We start from the raw sequence: 15,593 nt of genomic DNA on the forward strand, positions 1-15,593 counted from the left end.
CGCTTCGCCACCGGTCTGCCGGTTCAGCGCCGCAGCATCTTGCGCAGCTTGAGGCCCGCCGCCCACAGGGCGCCGAAATACAGCGCGGCCGAGGCCCCCATCAGCAGTGCCAGCAAACCGATGCGCTGCCATTTGGCACTGCGCATGGCGACCCAGTCGAAATGCTGCGACGACCACACCAGCAGCAGCGTCAGCAGCGCGCTGGCGGCCACCACCTGCAGTGCAAAACGCCACCAGCCCGGTTGCGGCTGGTAGCTGCCGCGGCGCAGCAGGCCGATCAGCAGCCACAGCGCATTGATGAGGGCACCCAGGCCGATGGACAGGGCCAGGCCGGCGTGCGCGATCCAGGGCACGAGCGCGATGTTGAGCAGCTGCGTGATGACCAGCACCGAGATGGCGATCTTCACCGGCGTGCGCACGTCCTGGCTGGCGTAGTAGCCCGGGGCCAGCACCTTGATGGCCACCAGGCCCAGCAGGCCCGCACCGTAGCCCGACAGGGCCATCGCGATCTGGCCCACGTCGCCGTCGGCCAGCTTGCCGTAGTGGAACAGCGTGGCCACCAGCGGCTTGGAGAAGGTGAGCAGCGCCACGGCACAGGGCACGGCCAGCAGCACCACGATGCGCAGGCCCCAGTCGAGCATGGCCGAGTATTTCTCGGCATCGCCCGCGGCCTTGGCGGCCGTGAGCTGCGGCGTGAGCACCACGCCCAGGGCCACGCCCAGCAGCGCGGTCGGGAACTCCATCAGCCGGTCGGCATAGAACAGCCAGGTGACGCTGCCCGGCGCCAGGTAGGACGCTATCTGGGTGTTGATCATCAGCGAGATCTGCGCCACGCCCACGCCCAGCAGGATGGGGCCCATGAGCGACAGCACCTTGCGCACGCCCGGGTCGGCCCAGGCCGTGCGGATGGCGCGCCAGCTGACGCCGATGCGCGGCAACAGGCCCATGCGCGCCAGCACCGGGATCTGCACCGCCAGCTGCAGCACCCCGCCCAGCAGCACGCCGCCGGCCATGGAGTAGATGGGCTCGATGCCGCGCGCCTCGAGCTGGGGGGCGCCCAGCAGCGCCGCGCCGATCATCGACAGGTTGAGCAGCACGGGCGAGGCCGCCGGCACGGTGAAGTGCTTCCAGGTGTTGAGCACGCCGGCCGACAGCGCCACCAGCGACATGAAGCCGATGTAGGGGAACATCCAGCGCGTCATGAGCACGGCGGCGTCGTAGGCCTCGGGGCTCTGGCGCATGCCGCTGGCCAGGGCCCAGACCAGCACCGGAGCCCCCACCACGCCGAGCACGCAGGTCAGCAGCAGCACCCAGGCCAGGGCCGTGGCCACGTTGGCGATGAGCACGCGCGTGGCGTCCTCGCCCTGCTGGGCCTTGGAAGTGGCCAGCACCGGGATGAAGGCCTGGCTGAACGCCCCCTCGGCAAAGAAGCGGCGAAACAGGTTGGGAATGCGGAAGGCGACGTTGAAGGCGTCCGTCAGGGCGTTGGCCCCGAAGAAGGAGGCCATCAGGAGATCGCGCGCCAGGCCCGTCACGCGGGAGGCCAGGGTCAGCAGGGAGACGGTGGAGGCGGCTTTGAGCAATGACACCGCCGGGAGTGTATGCGCTGGCGGGCGCACGGCGGCCGCAGCGGGGGTGGGCAGGGGAGGTGCCAAGGGATCTTCCGAAGGGGGATAAAAGAGGCAGTGTGCAAAGGGCCCGTGAGGGCAGGATGAAGTTTGCAAGGCCCGTGGGAAGCGGCTGCCGGCGTTGCACCCGCTTACCAAAAGCCCTTCCGCGCCCCTTCAGGTGCCGCTCTCTAGGCTTGGCTGGCCGTCTGGGCTATAATCGCGGGCTTTGCTGGCATCATCCTCAGACCTTAAGGAAACACACAATGGCATCCGCTAAACCCAAGAAGAAGAACCCGCGCCTGGCGTCGGGCCGCAAGCGCGTCCGTCAGGACACGAAACTCAACGCCGCGAACACCTCGCTGCGCTCCAAATACCGTACCGCTGTGAAGAACGTCGAAAAGGCTGTTCTGACCGGCGACAAGACCAAGGCGACCGAACTGTTCGCCAAGATGCAAGCCGTGGTGGACTCCGTGGCCGACAAGGGCATCTTCCACAAGAACAAGGCTGCTCGCGACAAGAGCCGTCTGTCTGCCAAGGTGAAAGCCCTGGCCCTGGCCGCCTGACCCTCTTCAGGCAAACAGCCCGAACGGCCCGCGCCGTTCGCCGTTTGTAACGGGTGCGCTGCCAGCAAAAAAAACGAGAAACCGCCCTCTGGGCGGTTTTTTCGTTTCCGGGCTCCGAATTTAGGAGTGGCCAGCACCGTCCAGGCACAAAAAAAGCCCCGAGGGGGCTTGGTTCGCATGCACGGGGGGGGCACAGAAGCCCGGCGCCTCAGGTCTTGGCGGCAGGAGGGGTGGGGATGGGGGCGTCCGGCACCAGGCAGGCCTCGACCACCTGCAGGTTGTTGTCGCGCGCGAAATTGACGACGAAATCCCAGGCCATGGGCTCGTGGTCGCGCAGGTCGCGGTGCACCACCACGCACTTGACGCCATCGAAGGTGGTGGGAATGCACCAGGGCGAGTAGCTCAGGTGGCTGCCCGGCCGTGCTCCGCCCGGGCGAAAACTGCTCATCACCCCCGCCAGACGCTCGGCCCAGTCGCTGGGACGGAAGGTTTTCCCGTCATGGGTAACGCCTTGGATGAAGATCTCTTTGGAGGTGGGGGAAACCATCGGGTCGAAGTGTAATGGACAGCCTGCAACCACAGGATCACTGCATGCTGCACTGCAACCATGGATTCTAACTCTTATATAAGAGCTACCCCTCTAAACCTGACTGGAGGGCATGGCATCACCGGCCGAGCGCATTGCAGTGATGCGCAATCGTCAACAGCGGGTCATCGCATGGCCCCTAGAATCGTGCTTCGCTTTTCGGGTGGGCCAGACAACCGGGCCACCCACTTTTCACCGCACCGCCAGGAGATTTCTGCATGACCGCTTTCATTGAGGCCGCCTCGCCCCACGTGATGAACACCTATGGCCGCGTGCCCATCGCGCTGGCCCGCGGTCAGGGCTGCCGCGTGTGGGACGTGAACGGCAAGGAATACCTCGATGGCCTGGGCGGCATTGCCGTGAACACCCTGGGCCACAACCACCCGCAGCTGGTGCCCGCGCTGCAGCACCAGATCAGCCAGATCATCCATTCGTCCAACTACTACCACGTGCCCGGCCAGGAAGCCCTGGCCGCCAAGCTGGTGGAGCTGTCGGGCATGACCAATGTGTTTTTCTGCAACTCGGGCCTGGAGGCCAACGAGGCGGCCCTGAAGATCGCGCGCAAGTACGGCGTGGACAAGGGCATCGCCAAGCCCGAGATCGTGGTCTACGAGAAGGCCTTCCATGGCCGCTCCATCGCCACCATGTCGGCCACCGGCAACCCCAAGATCCACAACGGCTTCGGCCCGCTGGTGGAAGGCTTCGTGCGCGTGCCGCTGAACGACATCGAGGCCATCAAGCAGGCCACCGAGGGCAACCCCAACGTGGTGGCCGTGTTCTTCGAGACCATCCAGGGCGAAGGCGGCATCAACCCGATGCGCATCGAGTACCTGCAGCAGCTGCGCACGCTGTGCGATGAGCGCGGCTGGCTGATGATGATCGACGAGGTGCAGTGCGGCATGGGCCGCACCGGCAAGTGGTTCGCCCACCAGTGGGCCGGCATCGTGCCGGACGTGATGCCCCTGGCCAAGGGCCTGGGCTCGGGCGTGCCGATCGGCGCTGTCGTGGCCGGCCCCAAGGCCGCCAATGTGCTGCAGCCTGGCAACCATGGCACGACCTTCGGCGGCAACCCGCTGGCCATGCGCGCCGGTGTGGAAACCATCCGCATCATGGAAGAGGACGGTCTGCTGCACAATGCAGCCACCGTGGGTGAGCACCTGAAGGCCGCGCTCGTGCGCGAACTGGGCAGCCTGCCCGGGGTCAAGGAAGTGCGCGGCCAGGGCCTGATGCTGGGCGTGGAACTGGACAAGCCCTGCGGCGTGCTGGTGGCCCAGGCGGCCGAAGCCGGCCTGCTGCTGAGCGTGACGGCCGACAAGGTGATCCGCCTGGTGCCCGCGCTGATCCTGTCCACCGCCGAGGCCGACGAGATCGTCGCCAAGCTGGTCCCGCTGGTCAAAGCCTTGCTGGCCGAATAAACCCTGGGCGCGCACGGAGCGCGCCGCAATGCCATGAAACATTACCTGCAGTTCAACGATCTCAGCGCCGACGAGTACACCTACCTGTTCGAGCGTGCCGCGCTCATCAAGAAGAAGTTCAAGGCCTACGAAAAGCACCACCCCCTGGTGGACCGCACGCTGGCCATGATCTTCGAGAAGGCCAGCACCCGAACGCGCGTGAGCTTCGAGGCCGGCATGTACCAGTTGGGCGGCAGCGTGGTGCACCTGACCACGGGCGACAGCCAGCTCGGCCGCGCCGAGCCCATCGAGGACAGCGCCAAGGTCATCAGCCGCATGGTGGACCTGGTGATGATCCGCACCTACGAGCAGAGCAAGATCGAGAGCTTTGCCGCCAACTCGCGCGTGCCGGTGATCAACGGCCTGACCAACGAGTACCACCCCTGCCAGATCCTGGCCGACATCTTCACCTTCATCGAGCACCGCGGCTCGATTGCGGGCAAGACGGTGGCCTGGGTGGGCGACGGCAACAACATGGCCAACACCTGGCTGCAGGCAGCGGCGCTGCTGGGCTTCAAGGTGCATGTGAGCACACCGCGCGGCTACGAGGTGGACGAGAAGCTGGCCGGCGCCACCGCCGGCAGCTACCAGTTCTTCAGCGACCCGCTCGAAGCCTGCAAGGGCGCCGACCTGGTGACCACCGACGTGTGGACCAGCATGGGCTACGAGGCCGAGAACGAAGCGCGCAAGAAGGCCTTTGCCGACTGGTGCGTGGATGCCGAGATGATGGCCGTCGCCAGGCCCGATGCGCTGTTCATGCACTGCCTGCCTGCGCACCGCGGAGAAGAAGTGGAAGCGGACGTGATCGATGGGCCCCAATCGGTGGTCTGGGACGAGGCAGAAAACAGGATGCACGCGCAAAAGGCACTCATGGAGTACCTGCTGTTGGGCAAAGTCACCTGAGTTCATTCACCATGCCCTGGCGCCGCCAGCCTGCCCACTGCGCCGAATTGCTGGCGCACTGGCAGGCCTTGGGCCGGGACCTGGGCCACGACAGGCCCGCCTGGCGCAGCGAAGGCCGCCGCCTGGTGCTGGCCTGGGCGCGCTGGCCACGCGCCTACCATGGCACCACGCACCTGTGGGCCTGCCTGCGTCACCTGCAGGCAGTGCAGGCCGCCGAGCCCGGCGCGCTGCAGCAGCCGCATGCCGTGGCACTGGCCCTGTGGTACCACGACGCCGTGTACCGCCCGTGGGGCGGGCTGAACGAAGAGCGCAGCGCCGACTGGGCCAGCCGCTTTCTGAACGCCCAGGGCCTGCCGCCCGCGCTGGTACAGGCGGTGCACCAGTTCATCCTGGACACGCGCCACAACCCCGGCCCGCTCGGCGGCGATGCGCAGTGGGTGGTGGACATCGATCTGGCGGTGCTGGGCCAGAGCGACGCGGTGTACCGCCAGTTCGAGCGGAACGTGCGGCGCGAGTATTTCTTCGTGCGCTGGCCGCGCTATGTGGCGGGCCGCAGCGCGGTGCTGCGGGGGTTTCTGGAGCGGCCACGTATCTACGGCACCGAGTGGTTCCACGATCGCCATGAGGCGCAGGCGCGCGCCAACCTGGCGAACGCCCTGGCAGCACTGGCACAGGGCCGGCTGTACGGCTGAAACCCGACGCGATCACCCTGGCAAGCGGCCCGGCGGCAGACCGCTGGCGTACCATCTCAGCCCCTCGACAAGTCCCTTGAGCCCACCGCGGCACGCTTTCGTATGTCCGAATCCGCCCACCCCTGCCTGACCTGTGGCGCCTGCTGCGCGAGCTTTCGCGTGGATTTTTCGGTCCACGAGATGCAGGAGATGGGTGGCACCGTGCCCGGCGGCTTGGCCGTCGAGGTCACCGAGAGCACCTGCCGCATGCGCGGCACGGACCACGTGCCCGCGCGCTGCGCAGCGCTCACCGGCACAGTGGGCGAGAAGGCGGCCTGCGGCATCTACGAGTGGCGGCCCTCACCCTGCCGCGAATTCGAGGCCGGTGACCATGCCTGCAACAAGGCACGCACGCGCCACGGGCTGCCGCCCCTGGCAGAAGGCCTGGTTTTCTGACCGGTCCAAACTAGTTTAGGCTTCAACAAAAAATCCCCCTGCTGTTGGAAATAACCGACACCACGGGTTTTCCGGGACATGCAAACTTTGTCCCATGCAAGCAAGCCACACCCCCAACGCACGCCAGCTCTGGGACATTTCGCCGCCCGTGCATGCGGGCAGCCCCGTGTTTCCCGGCGACACGGCCTACAGCCAGCAGTGGTGCGCCACGATCGGGCCCGGCTGCCCGGTGAACGTGAGCGCCATCACCCTCTCGCCCCACGTGGGCGCACATGCCGATGCGCCGCTGCACTACGACGCCGAGGGCGCCACCATCGGTGACGTGTCGCTGGAGGCCTTCCTCGGCCCCTGCCGCGTCATCCATGCCATCGGCCGTGGCCCGCTGATCGAGTGGGAGCACATCGCCCATGCGGTCGATGCCACCCTGCCCCAGCGCGTGCTGGTGCGCACCTACGAGACCATGCCGGTGGACCGCTGGGATGGGGCCCTGGCCGCCTATGCCCCGGCCACCATCGCGCGCCTGGCCGACCTCGGGGTGCTGCTGGTGGGCATCGACACCGCCAGCATCGACCCGGCCGACAGCAAGACCCTGGACAGCCACCAGGTGATCCGCCAGCGCGGCCTGCGCGTGCTGGAGAACCTGGTACTCGACGGCGTGCCCGAGGGCGACTACGAACTGATCGCCCTGCCGCTCAAGCTCACCACGGCCGACGCCTCCCCCGTGCGCGCCGTGCTGCGCGCCCTGGCCTGATTCCAAGACCTAACCCGCGACTCCCATGACCACCCTGCAAGACTGCCGCGCGCTCGACGCGCAAGACCCCCTGGCCCCGCTGCGCGGGCACTTCAGCCTGCCCGAGGGCGTGATCTACCTGGACGGCAACTCCCTGGGCGTGCTGCCCAAGGCGGCTGCGGCCCGCGTGGCCGACGTGGTCACGCGCGAATGGGGCACCGACCTCATCCGCTCGTGGAACACCGCCAGTTGGTTCGACCTGCCGCAGCGCCTGGGCAACCAGCTCGCGCCCTTCATCGGCGCGGGCAAGGACGAGGTGGTCTGCACCGACAGCACCTCCATCAACCTCTACAAGGTGCTGAGCGCCGCGCTCAACATCGCCCGCGAGGACAGCCCGGCGCGCAAGCGCGTGGTCAGCGAGCGCAGCAACTTCCCGACCGACCTGTACATCGCCGAAGGCCTGTGCAGGGAGCGCGGGCTGGAGCTGGTGCTGGTGGAGCCCGAGGAGATCGCCGCCGCACTGACAGCCGACGTGGCCGTGCTGATGCTCACCCACGTGAACTACCGCACCGGCGCCATGCACGACATGGCAGGCACCACGGCCGCCGCGCATGCAGCCGGCATCCTCACCGTGTGGGACCTGGCGCACAGCGCGGGCGCCGTGCCGGTGGACCTGAACGGTGCAGGCGCCGATTTCTCCATCGGCTGCGGCTACAAGTACCTCAATGGCGGCCCGGGCGCACCGGCCTTCGCCTGGGTGCACCCGCGCCATGCCAACCGCTTCTGGCAGCCACTGTCGGGCTGGTGGGGCCATGCCGCCCCGTTCCAGTTCACGCCGGACTACCAGCCGGCCCCCGGCATCACGCGCTACCTGTGCGGCACGCAGCCCATCATCAGCCTGTCGGCCCTGCAGTGCGGCCTGGACGTGTTCGACGCGGCCCAACCGCTGGGCGGCATGGCCGCGCTGCGCGCCAAGTCGCTGGCGCTGACGGACCTGTTCATCGCCCTGGTGCAGGAGCGCTGCGCCGGCCACGGCCTGGGCCTGGCCACGCCGGTTGCGCACGCACAGCGCGGCTCGCAGGTGTGCCTGACACGCGACGAGGGCCAGGGCCTGAATGGCCAGGGCAGCGGTGCCTATGCCATCGTGCAGGCGCTGATCGCGCGCGGCGTGATCGGCGACTTCCGCAAGGGCGATGGCGGCCAGGGCCCGCACAAGGACATCCTGCGCTTTGGCTTCACGCCGCTGTACATCGGCTACGAGGACGTGTGGAACGCCGTGGAGCACCTGCGCCAGGTGCTCGAAGCGGCCGAGTGGCAGCGCCCCGAGTTCAACCAGATCCATGCGGTGACCTGAGCCATGTGCCCCTTCTCCCACACCCCAGCAGAACCCGGCGCGGCCGGCCCCGCCAGCGGCAAGCCTGAATCCATCGTGCACGAGGAGCGCGCCCAGCTCGACTTCAGCCAAAGCATGAGCTACGGCGACTACCTGCAGCTCGACGCCATCCTCACGGCGCAAAAGCCGCTGTCGCCGGCGCACGACGAGATGCTGTTCATCGTGCAGCACCAGACCAGCGAGCTGTGGATGAAGCTCATGCTGCACGAGCTGCGCGCCGCCATAGGCCACATTGCGCAGGACGAACTGCAAATGGCCTTCAAGATGCTGGCCCGCGTCTCCAAGATCATGGAGCAGCTGGTGCATGCCTGGGACGTGCTGGCCACCATGACGCCGCCCGAGTACAGCGCCATGCGGCCCTACCTGGGCCAGTCCAGCGGCTTCCAGAGCTACCAGTACCGCAGCATCGAGTTCGCCCTGGGCAACAAGAACCGCGCCATGCTCAAGCCGCACGAGCACCGCGCTGACCTGCTGGCCCAGGTGCAGGCCGCCTATGAGGCGCCTTCGCTGTACGACGAGGCCCTGCGCCTGCTGGCGCGCCGCGGCATCCCCGTGCCGGCCAGCCACACCGAGCGCGACTGGACCCTGCCCTACGCCGAGAGCGACGGCGTGGAGCAGGCCTGGCTCACCGTGTACCGCGCGCCCGACAAGCACTGGGACCTGTACCAGCTGGGCGAGGAGCTCACCGACCTGGAAGACGCCTTCCGCCTGTGGCGTTTTCGCCATGTGACCACGGTGGAGCGCGTGATCGGCTTCAAGCGCGGCACCGGCGGCACGGGCGGCGTGAGCTACCTGCGCAAGATGCTGGACGTGGTGCTGTTCCCCGAGATCTGGAAGCTGCGCACGGACCTCTGAGACATCCTCCGCATGGGGGACAGCCAGTCGCCCGCGCACCGTGTACCCTCGAACGCGGCGCGCACCGTGCGCGCCCTCCCGGAGACACCCCTTGCCGCCCCAGACCGCAGAGTCCGCCCAGCCCTCACCCCCTTCGCCCCTGCTCGCCCCCCGGGTCGCCTGGGTCATGCTGCTGGCCCTGGTCTCGGGCTTTGCGCTGAGCCAGGCCTTTCGCACCATCACGGCCATCATCGCCACCGGGCTGCGCGCGGAGTTCGGGCTGTCGGCGCAGGCCCTGGGCGCATTCGCCGGGGCCTTTGCCTTCGCCTTCGGCGGCATGCAGCTGTTCATGGGCGTGGGCATCGACCTGTACGGCGTGCGGCGCACGCTGCTGGTGGCCTTCCCGCTGACCATCGCCGGGTCGCTGCTGTCGGCACTGGCACCGGGCTACGGCATGGTGCTGCTCGGGCAGGTGCTGATCGGCGTGGGCTGCGCGCCGGCCTTCCTGGTGTGCACGGTGTTCATCGCGCGCTACTTCCCCCCGGGGCGCTTTGCCATGGTCTCGGGCGTGGCCATGGGCATCGGCGGCCTGGGCATGCTGTTCACGGGCACGCCGCTGGCCTGGCTGGTGCAGCACTCCTCCTGGCGCGCGGGCTTCGGCGTGCTGGCGGGGCTGGCGGCGCTGGCCTGGCTGCTGATCTGGTGGCAGGTGCACGAGCCTGTAGAGCCGCTGCACACCGCCGATGCTCCACGCGAATCGATTGCCTCGGCCGTGCGCGGCTTCGGTGCGCTGTTCCTGCTGCCGCACACCGCGGGCATCATGCTGCTGGCGCTGACCACGTATGCGTCCTTCCTGACCCTGCGCGGGCTGTGGCTGGGGCCGCTGTTGATCGAGCGGCACGGCTACTCGCTGGTGGCCAGCGGCAACGTGGCCATGCTGTCCTCGCTGGTGTCGCTGTTCACCCCGGCGTACTTCGGCCGCCTGGACCCCGGCCCGGCGCACCGCAGGCGCTGGATCACGGGTTTCACGGTGGTTCTGTGCGGCCTGTTCCTGCTCATCGGCCTGCTGCACCAGGAGTGGCTGGACGTGGGCGGCGCCATCGCCGTGGGCCTGCTCTCGGGCTACATGGTGCTGCAGTACGCGGACGTGCGCTCGGCCTACCCGGCGGCCATGACCGGGCGCGCCATGGCGGTTTTCACCATGGCGCTGTTCCTCGGCGTGGCGCTGATGCAGTGGCTCACGGGGCTGGCCGCCTCGCTGGCCTCTGCGCGCGGCGCCGATCCGTATGTGGCCGTGATGCTGAGCATCTCGGCGTTGCTGGCAGCCGGTGTGCTGTCGTTCAGGCTGCTGCCGGCCCCCGCGCACTGATTTTGGCGGGGCAGGCGACACCGCCCTGCCCGGCCACGCGCCACCATTGCAGCACGCCGAACAGCAGCTCGAAGGCGGTGAAACCGAGCACGATGGCACTGGCCCCCTGCGCCACCGCGTAGACCTGCCAGGTGGCGAACAGGAACCGCGCCAGGCCATCGAGCCGGCCCAGCAGCACGCCGGGCGCCAAGATGCGCGCGATGGACCAGACCACCACCACCGAACCGAGCAGGTTGGCCAGCAGCATGTGGGTGCCATCGAGCGGGTGCAGGGTGCCGGGCAGGCCCAGCGAGGTCGACAGCCAGGTGAGCGTGCCGTAGAGCCAGGCAAAAGTCCACGGCAGGGCGAAGGGCCAGGTCACGATGAGGTCGTACCAGCCGCTGGCGCGCACGATGGCAAGGTAGCGGGGCGTTGAGAAGGCAGGAATGGGCATGGCGTGACAAAGTTCGGAGTGAAGAAGGCCCCGAGCTTCCACCTTGAAGTACGCTTCAGGGTCAAGCACTTTTTTGGGTAAGGAGCCATGCCATGCTGATCGGAGAACTTGCCACCGCCGCCGGCATGAGCCGCGAAGCCCTGCGCTTTTACGAGCAACAGGGGCTGATCCGCGCACGCCGCCTGCCCAACGGCTACCGCGACTATCCTGACGAGGTGCTGATGCTGGTGCAGTACATCCGCACCGCGCAGCAACTGGGCTTCACGCTGGCCGAGATCGGCGACCGCCTGCCCGCGATCTGGGATGCGCCCGACCCGGCACCCGCCGTCACCGAGGTGCTGTCCGCCAAGCTGATCGAAATCGACGCACGCATCACCGCGCTGCAGGCCCTGCGCCAGACGCTGGCCGAGCGGGTGCTGGCGGACTGTCCCCTCGTGGCGTCCTAGAGCGAGCTCGCCACTGAACCGTCACCGCGGTAGAGCCAGGGCAGGTCCAGCACGCGCGCGCCCAGCAGGCGCAGCGAGGCGTCACGCCCCCAGCGCACGGGCCCCATGGCGTGGAAGATGCGGCCATTGCGCGTGGCGCGCGCCTGCACGCGGGCATTGCGCTGCCAGCGGTTGAGGGCGTAGCGCGTCAGGCGCAGCGGTACCTCCAGGTCGTGCATGGACAGGGCGCGCTGCAGCTCGGCCGCATCCTCGATGGCCATGCCCGCGCCCTGGGCCAAGTAGGGCAGCATGGGGTGGGCGGCATCGCCCAGCAGGGCCACCAGGCCCTGCGCCATCTCTGCCGCGCCGCGCACGGGCGGTCGATCGCACAGGGGCCACAGGCGCCAGCCGCCACCGGCGGCCGCCACGCCATACACGGCGTGCTGCAGCGCCGGGCAGGCGCGCTGCAGGGCCTGCTCCAGGTCGGCGGCATTGGCGGCATGGTCCCAGCCCTGCATGTCTTCGGGTGCCGGGCCTTCGATGATGACCACCAGGTTCTGCAGCTCGCCACGCCGCACGGGGTACTGCACCACGTGCAGGCGCGGGCCCAGCCAGGCGGTGATCTGCTGGGTACGCAGGGCCTTGGGCAGGGCCTCCTGTGGCACCAGGGCACGGTAGGCCAGGTGGCCCGTGGCGCGCGGTGCCGTGCCGCCCAGCAATTGCAGGCGCGTGCCGCTCCACAGGCCGTCGGCCCCCACCAGCGCGTCGCCCTCCACCTCCTTGCCGCGGCTGGTGCGCACGGTGACGGCGGTTTCGGCCCCCGGGATGGGGCTCGTGGCCGTGCTGCCGTCGGTGAAGCCCTCGATGGCGTGCGCCAGGTTCAGCTGGGTGTCGGTGTACTTGGTGACGGCGGCCAGCAGCAGGCTGTGCAGGTCGGCGCGGTGGATGGTGGCATAGGCGGCGCCATAGCGCTCGATGGCGGTGGCGCCCAGCGGCAGCTCGGCCAGTTCGCGCCCCGACAGGGCGCTGCGCACCTGCAAGCGGGCCGGAAACGCGGCCACCGACTGCAGCGGCCGGTGCAGGTCCCAGGCCTGCAGGCGGCGCACCACGTTGGGCCCGAGCTGCACGCCCGCCCCCACCTCGCTGAAGGCCGCGGCGCGCTCGTAGAGCCGCACATCCCAGCCGGCGCGCGATGCGCCCAGGGCCGCAGCCAGCCCGCCTATGCCCCCGCCCGCCACCAGCACCTGTTTCTTCATGCGCCGATTGTCGCCCGCCCGGTGCGCCCCGGGTTTGTCATGGCGCAGGAAGCAGGGCGCGCTCCAGCATCTCGGCCGGCATGGGGCGGGCGAACAGGTAGCCCTGGAAGGCTTGGCAGCCGTGGCGCTGCAGGAACTCGAACTGGCCCGGTGTCTCCACCCCTTCGGCCACCACCGAGAGATCGAGGCTGCGCGCCAGGGCCAGGATGGTGCGCACGATGGCGGCATCGTTGGGGTCGGTCTGCAGGTCGCGCACGAAGCCCTGGTCGATCTTGAGCTGGTCCAGCGGCAGGCGCTTGAGGTAGCTGAGCGAGGAGTAGCCGGTGCCGAAGTCGTCCATTGAAAAACCCACCCCGTGGCGGCGCAACTGCTCCATGCGGGCGATGCTGTCCTCCACATCGGTGAGCAGCAGGCTTTCGGTCAGCTCGAAGCGCAGGCGCTCGGGGTTGGCGCCGCTGGCCTGCAGCGCACCCAGCACCTGGGTCACGAAATCGGGCTGGCGGAACTGGCGCACGCTCACATTCACCGACAGGAAGAAGGGGCGCGTGAGCGCGCTGCGCGACCACAGCACCAGTTGGGCGCAGGCGGCTTCCAGCACCCACTGGCCCAGCGGCAGGATGAGGCCGGTCTGCTCGGCCAGCGGGATGAACTCGCCGGGCAGCACCAATCCCCGGCGCGGGTGGTTCCAGCGCACCAGGGCCTCCGCGCCGAGCAGCTTGCCGGAGGCATCCACCACCGGCTGGCAGTACAGCAGCAGCTCCTGCTGGTTCAGGCCGCGGCGCAGGTCGGCCTCCAGCGCCGCGCGCATGCTCACGGCGGCCTGCATGTCGGGGTCGAAGAAGCGCTGCGTGTTGCGCCCCGCCGCCTTGGCCTGGTACATGGCCAGGTCGGCATGCTTGAGCAGCTCGTCCGGCGTGGACGGGCGCTGCCCGAACAGCGCGATGCCGATGCTGGGCGTGCTGTGGTGGCTGATGCCGTCCATGTCGTAGGGCTTGCCCAGGGCGGCCAGGATGCTCTGCGCAATGGTCGCGGCCTCGCTGCTGGCATGCGCCACGTCGCTGTGCAGGCCGTCGAGCAGCACCACGAATTCATCACCGCCAAAACGGGCCACGGTGTCGCTCTCGCGCACGCAGGACAGCAGGCGCCTGGCCACGCGCACCAGCAGCTGGTCACCGGTGTCGTGGCCCAGCGTGTCGTTGAGGTCCTTGAAGTTGTCGAGGTCGATGAACAGCAGCGCGCCATGCGCGTGGCTGCGCCCGGCCGCCACGGTGGCGCGCTGCAGGCGGTCCATCAGCAGGCGGCGGTTGGGCAGGCCGGTGAGTGCGTCGAAGAACGCCAGCCGCTCGATCTGCAGCTCGGCCTGCTTGCGCTCGGTGATGTCACGCCCCACGCCGCGGTAGCCACGCAGCACGCTCTGGCCGTCGAACACGGGCACCCCGCTCACCGAGATCCAGTGCATGCTGCCATCGGGCCGCTGGCGCTGCAGCTCCAGGTCGCGGAACGGCTGCTGCGCCGCGAGCACCGCGCGGTGGGCGTCCCAGTCGGCATCGCCCATGTTGAGCGCGCCGATCTCCCAGCGGGTGCGGCCCATCACGCTCGACAGGGGGATGCCGTTGACGCTCAGATCGCCCGCCAGCTGCACGAAGCGGCCGTCGGCGTCGTGCTCCCAGTACCAGTCGGAGGACAGGTCGCTCAGGCCGCGAAAGCGCGCCTCGCTCTCGCGCAGCTCATTTTCCACACGCACATAGTCGCTCACGTCGGTGAAGGTGCGCACCAGCCCGCCATCGGGCAGCCGCGTCGTGCGCACTTCGAAGGTGCGGCCATCGCGCGTGGTGCGCCAGTAGACCTCGGGCGAGGGGTCCACGGCGGAGCGCGCAATGTAGTCGCGCCCGCGGTGGTCCACCAGGTTGTAGCCGCTGCCGAAATCCCCCCGCTCGGCCTGCAGCTGCGTGAGCTCGGCCAGGGTGGGCCGGGCGGCCATCAGCGATTCGGGCAGGTTCAGCAGCTCCAGCACGCGCTGGTTGTAGATGGTGATGCGCCCGTCCGGCCCGGTCCTGAAGATGCCCTGGCTCATGCTCGCCAGCGTGACCTGCAGGCCCTGGCGCTGCTCCTGCAGCAGGGTCAGCGCCTCGTGCCAGATGCGTGCATCCACCGTGCGCATGGGCTGCTGCGCCGCCCCGGGGACGGCGACCGCGCCCTGGCGGCCCACCAGCGCGGACAGGCGGTGCACCAGCTCGGGCAGGTGGCTGCCATCCGCTGCGCGCAGCGCGTAGTCCCCCAGGCCGCAGCGAAAGCCGCGTGCCGCCAGGGCCTCCTGCTGCGCATCGAGGCACAGCAGCACCGGGCGCCCGGCACACAGTTCGAGCAGGCTGGGCAGCTCCTGGATCTGGGGGTCCAGGCACAGCACCAGTGCATCCCAGGTCTGCGCCGCCAGCAGCAGGGAGGCGGCCTCGGCCGAGGGGCTGTGCACCACGCGCCAGCCCGGGCAGCGCTGGGCCAGCACGGCGATGGCCGCTTGCGCGTGCGGCGCATCGCCATCCACCCACAGCACGGTGGCGGCAGGTGCGGGCGCGGCGGGGGTGGGCCCTGGCACGGCGGTCATGGCGCTTCGGCGGCAGGGGCCGGGACCGGTGGCTCGGGCAGGTGTTCACGCTCGAACAGGTCCACCGGCACAGGCCTGCCAAACAGATAGCCCTGGAACCCCTCGCAGCCATGCAGCCGAAGGAACCCCAGTTGCCCCGTCGTCTCCACCCCCTCGGCCACCACCTGCAAGTCCAGGCTCTTGGCCAGCGCCAGGATGGTGCGCACGATGGCCGCATCGTTGGGGTCGCTCAGCACGTCGCGCACGAAGCTCTGGTCGATCTTGATCTGGTCCAGCGGCAGCCGCTTGAGGTAGGACAGGGACGAGTA

General features: G+C 69.0%; 16 protein-coding genes. 10 read left to right on the top strand and 6 right to left on the bottom strand.

From position 1 onward, the window contains the following. Positions 1 to 23: 23 nt before the first annotated feature. Positions 24 to 1,589, bottom strand: coding sequence for a murein biosynthesis integral membrane protein MurJ (murJ, locus tag AC07PF_RS23890; protein ID WP_494605093.1), 1,566 nt, complete (start codon positions 1,587 to 1,589; stop codon positions 24 to 26). 284 nt (positions 1,590 to 1,873) lie between these two features. Here murJ and rpsT point away from each other — a divergent pair, with 284 nt between their 5' ends. Continuing rightward, the gene (gene rpsT, locus AC07PF_RS23895; protein ID WP_007848982.1) at positions 1,874 to 2,173 is read left to right on the top strand and encodes a 30S ribosomal protein S20; all 300 of its coding nucleotides are present in this window, start codon (positions 1,874 to 1,876) and stop codon (positions 2,171 to 2,173) included. Between the two features lie 208 nt (positions 2,174 to 2,381). On the opposite strand, the gene AC07PF_RS23900 is transcribed toward rpsT, so the two are convergent. After that, positions 2,382 to 2,720: a DUF3579 domain-containing protein gene (locus tag AC07PF_RS23900; RefSeq protein ID WP_007848984.1), complete on the bottom strand. Its 339-nt coding sequence runs from the start codon at positions 2,718 to 2,720 to the stop codon at positions 2,382 to 2,384. Positions 2,721 to 2,977: 257 nt separating this feature from the next. Between AC07PF_RS23900 and AC07PF_RS23905 the strand changes: the two genes are divergently transcribed. The 8 genes from AC07PF_RS23905 to AC07PF_RS23940 all read left to right on the top strand — a co-directional run bounded on the left by AC07PF_RS23905 (position 2,978) and on the right by AC07PF_RS23940 (position 10,569). After that, complete coding sequence (locus tag AC07PF_RS23905; RefSeq protein ID WP_494613513.1) at positions 2,978 to 4,174, top strand: aspartate aminotransferase family protein; 1,197 nt, start codon at positions 2,978 to 2,980, stop codon at positions 4,172 to 4,174. Between the two features lie 33 nt (positions 4,175 to 4,207). Next, positions 4,208 to 5,116, top strand: coding sequence for an ornithine carbamoyltransferase (gene argF / locus AC07PF_RS23910; protein ID WP_494613514.1), 909 nt, complete (start codon positions 4,208 to 4,210; stop codon positions 5,114 to 5,116). A gap of 11 nt (positions 5,117 to 5,127) precedes the next feature. Beyond that, the gene (locus tag AC07PF_RS23915; RefSeq protein ID WP_007848990.1) at positions 5,128 to 5,808 is read left to right on the top strand and encodes an HD domain-containing protein; all 681 of its coding nucleotides are present in this window, start codon (positions 5,128 to 5,130) and stop codon (positions 5,806 to 5,808) included. A 102-nt stretch (positions 5,809 to 5,910) separates the two neighbouring features. Continuing rightward, positions 5,911 to 6,243, top strand: a complete 333-nt coding sequence (locus AC07PF_RS23920) for a YkgJ family cysteine cluster protein (RefSeq protein ID WP_007848991.1) — start codon at positions 5,911 to 5,913, stop codon at positions 6,241 to 6,243. A 94-nt stretch (positions 6,244 to 6,337) separates the two neighbouring features. Continuing rightward, positions 6,338 to 6,994 carry an arylformamidase gene (gene kynB, locus AC07PF_RS23925; protein WP_494613515.1) on the top strand — a complete coding sequence of 219 codons (657 nt, stop codon included), beginning with the start codon at positions 6,338 to 6,340 and terminating at the stop codon, positions 6,992 to 6,994. 25 nt (positions 6,995 to 7,019) lie between these two features. Then, entirely contained in the window at positions 7,020 to 8,327 is a 1,308-nt protein-coding gene (kynU, locus tag AC07PF_RS23930) for a kynureninase (RefSeq protein ID WP_007848994.1), read from the top strand. 3 nt (positions 8,328 to 8,330) lie between these two features. Continuing rightward, positions 8,331 to 9,221: a tryptophan 2,3-dioxygenase gene (gene kynA, locus AC07PF_RS23935; protein WP_007848997.1), complete on the top strand. Its 891-nt coding sequence runs from the start codon at positions 8,331 to 8,333 to the stop codon at positions 9,219 to 9,221. 166 nt (positions 9,222 to 9,387) lie between these two features. Continuing rightward, positions 9,388 to 10,569, top strand: a complete 1,182-nt coding sequence (locus tag AC07PF_RS23940) for an MFS transporter (RefSeq protein ID WP_494613528.1) — start codon at positions 9,388 to 9,390, stop codon at positions 10,567 to 10,569. Here AC07PF_RS23940 and AC07PF_RS23945 read toward each other — a convergent pair. After that, entirely contained in the window at positions 10,541 to 11,002 is a 462-nt protein-coding gene (locus tag AC07PF_RS23945; protein WP_494613516.1) for a hypothetical protein, read from the bottom strand. The genes AC07PF_RS23940 and AC07PF_RS23945 overlap by 29 nt on opposite strands. Before the next feature lie 92 nt (positions 11,003 to 11,094). Here AC07PF_RS23945 and AC07PF_RS23950 point away from each other — a divergent pair, with 92 nt between their 5' ends. Continuing rightward, complete coding sequence (locus AC07PF_RS23950) at positions 11,095 to 11,448, top strand: MerR family DNA-binding protein (RefSeq protein WP_494613517.1); 354 nt, start codon at positions 11,095 to 11,097, stop codon at positions 11,446 to 11,448. Here the strand turns inward: AC07PF_RS23950 and AC07PF_RS23955 are convergent. The 3 genes from AC07PF_RS23955 to AC07PF_RS23965 all read right to left on the bottom strand — a co-directional run. Then, the gene (locus tag AC07PF_RS23955; protein ID WP_108016748.1) at positions 11,445 to 12,683 is read right to left on the bottom strand and encodes an FAD-dependent monooxygenase; all 1,239 of its coding nucleotides are present in this window, start codon (positions 12,681 to 12,683) and stop codon (positions 11,445 to 11,447) included. The genes AC07PF_RS23950 and AC07PF_RS23955 overlap by 4 nt on opposite strands. Positions 12,684 to 12,720: 37 nt before the next feature. Beyond that, the gene (locus AC07PF_RS23960) at positions 12,721 to 15,285 is read right to left on the bottom strand and encodes a putative bifunctional diguanylate cyclase/phosphodiesterase (protein ID WP_494605109.1); all 2,565 of its coding nucleotides are present in this window, start codon (positions 15,283 to 15,285) and stop codon (positions 12,721 to 12,723) included. Further along, a partial coding sequence (locus AC07PF_RS23965) for an EAL domain-containing protein (protein WP_494613518.1) occupies positions 15,282 to 15,593 on the bottom strand: 312 nt, incomplete at its 5' end. The genes AC07PF_RS23960 and AC07PF_RS23965, both read right to left, overlap by 4 nt.

This window comes from Acidovorax sp. GW821-FHT10A04 (genome assembly GCF_059415825.1).

What these genes read in the sequence shown, in the direction of transcription:
- rpsT (WP_007848982.1), top strand. Translation starts at nt 1,874, where the DNA reads ATGGCATCCGCTAAACCCAAGAAGAAGAACCCGCGCCTGGCGTCGGGC.
- AC07PF_RS23900 (WP_007848984.1), bottom strand. Translation starts at nt 2,720, where the DNA reads ATGGTTTCCCCCACCTCCAAAGAGATCTTCATCCAAGGCGTTACCCAT.
- AC07PF_RS23905 (WP_494613513.1), top strand. Translation starts at nt 2,978, where the DNA reads ATGACCGCTTTCATTGAGGCCGCCTCGCCCCACGTGATGAACACCTAT.
- argF (WP_494613514.1), top strand. Translation starts at nt 4,208, where the DNA reads ATGAAACATTACCTGCAGTTCAACGATCTCAGCGCCGACGAGTACACC.
- AC07PF_RS23915 (WP_007848990.1), top strand. Translation starts at nt 5,128, where the DNA reads ATGCCCTGGCGCCGCCAGCCTGCCCACTGCGCCGAATTGCTGGCGCAC.
- AC07PF_RS23920 (WP_007848991.1), top strand. Translation starts at nt 5,911, where the DNA reads ATGTCCGAATCCGCCCACCCCTGCCTGACCTGTGGCGCCTGCTGCGCG.
- kynB (WP_494613515.1), top strand. Translation starts at nt 6,338, where the DNA reads ATGCAAGCAAGCCACACCCCCAACGCACGCCAGCTCTGGGACATTTCG.
- kynU (WP_007848994.1), top strand. Translation starts at nt 7,020, where the DNA reads ATGACCACCCTGCAAGACTGCCGCGCGCTCGACGCGCAAGACCCCCTG.
- kynA (WP_007848997.1), top strand. Translation starts at nt 8,331, where the DNA reads ATGTGCCCCTTCTCCCACACCCCAGCAGAACCCGGCGCGGCCGGCCCC.
- AC07PF_RS23940 (WP_494613528.1), top strand. Translation starts at nt 9,388, where the DNA reads ATGCTGCTGGCCCTGGTCTCGGGCTTTGCGCTGAGCCAGGCCTTTCGC.
- AC07PF_RS23945 (WP_494613516.1), bottom strand. Translation starts at nt 11,002, where the DNA reads ATGCCCATTCCTGCCTTCTCAACGCCCCGCTACCTTGCCATCGTGCGC.
- AC07PF_RS23950 (WP_494613517.1), top strand. Translation starts at nt 11,095, where the DNA reads ATGCTGATCGGAGAACTTGCCACCGCCGCCGGCATGAGCCGCGAAGCC.
- AC07PF_RS23955 (WP_108016748.1), bottom strand. Translation starts at nt 12,683, where the DNA reads ATGAAGAAACAGGTGCTGGTGGCGGGCGGGGGCATAGGCGGGCTGGCT.
- AC07PF_RS23960 (WP_494605109.1), bottom strand. Translation starts at nt 15,285, where the DNA reads ATGACCGCCGTGCCAGGGCCCACCCCCGCCGCGCCCGCACCTGCCGCC.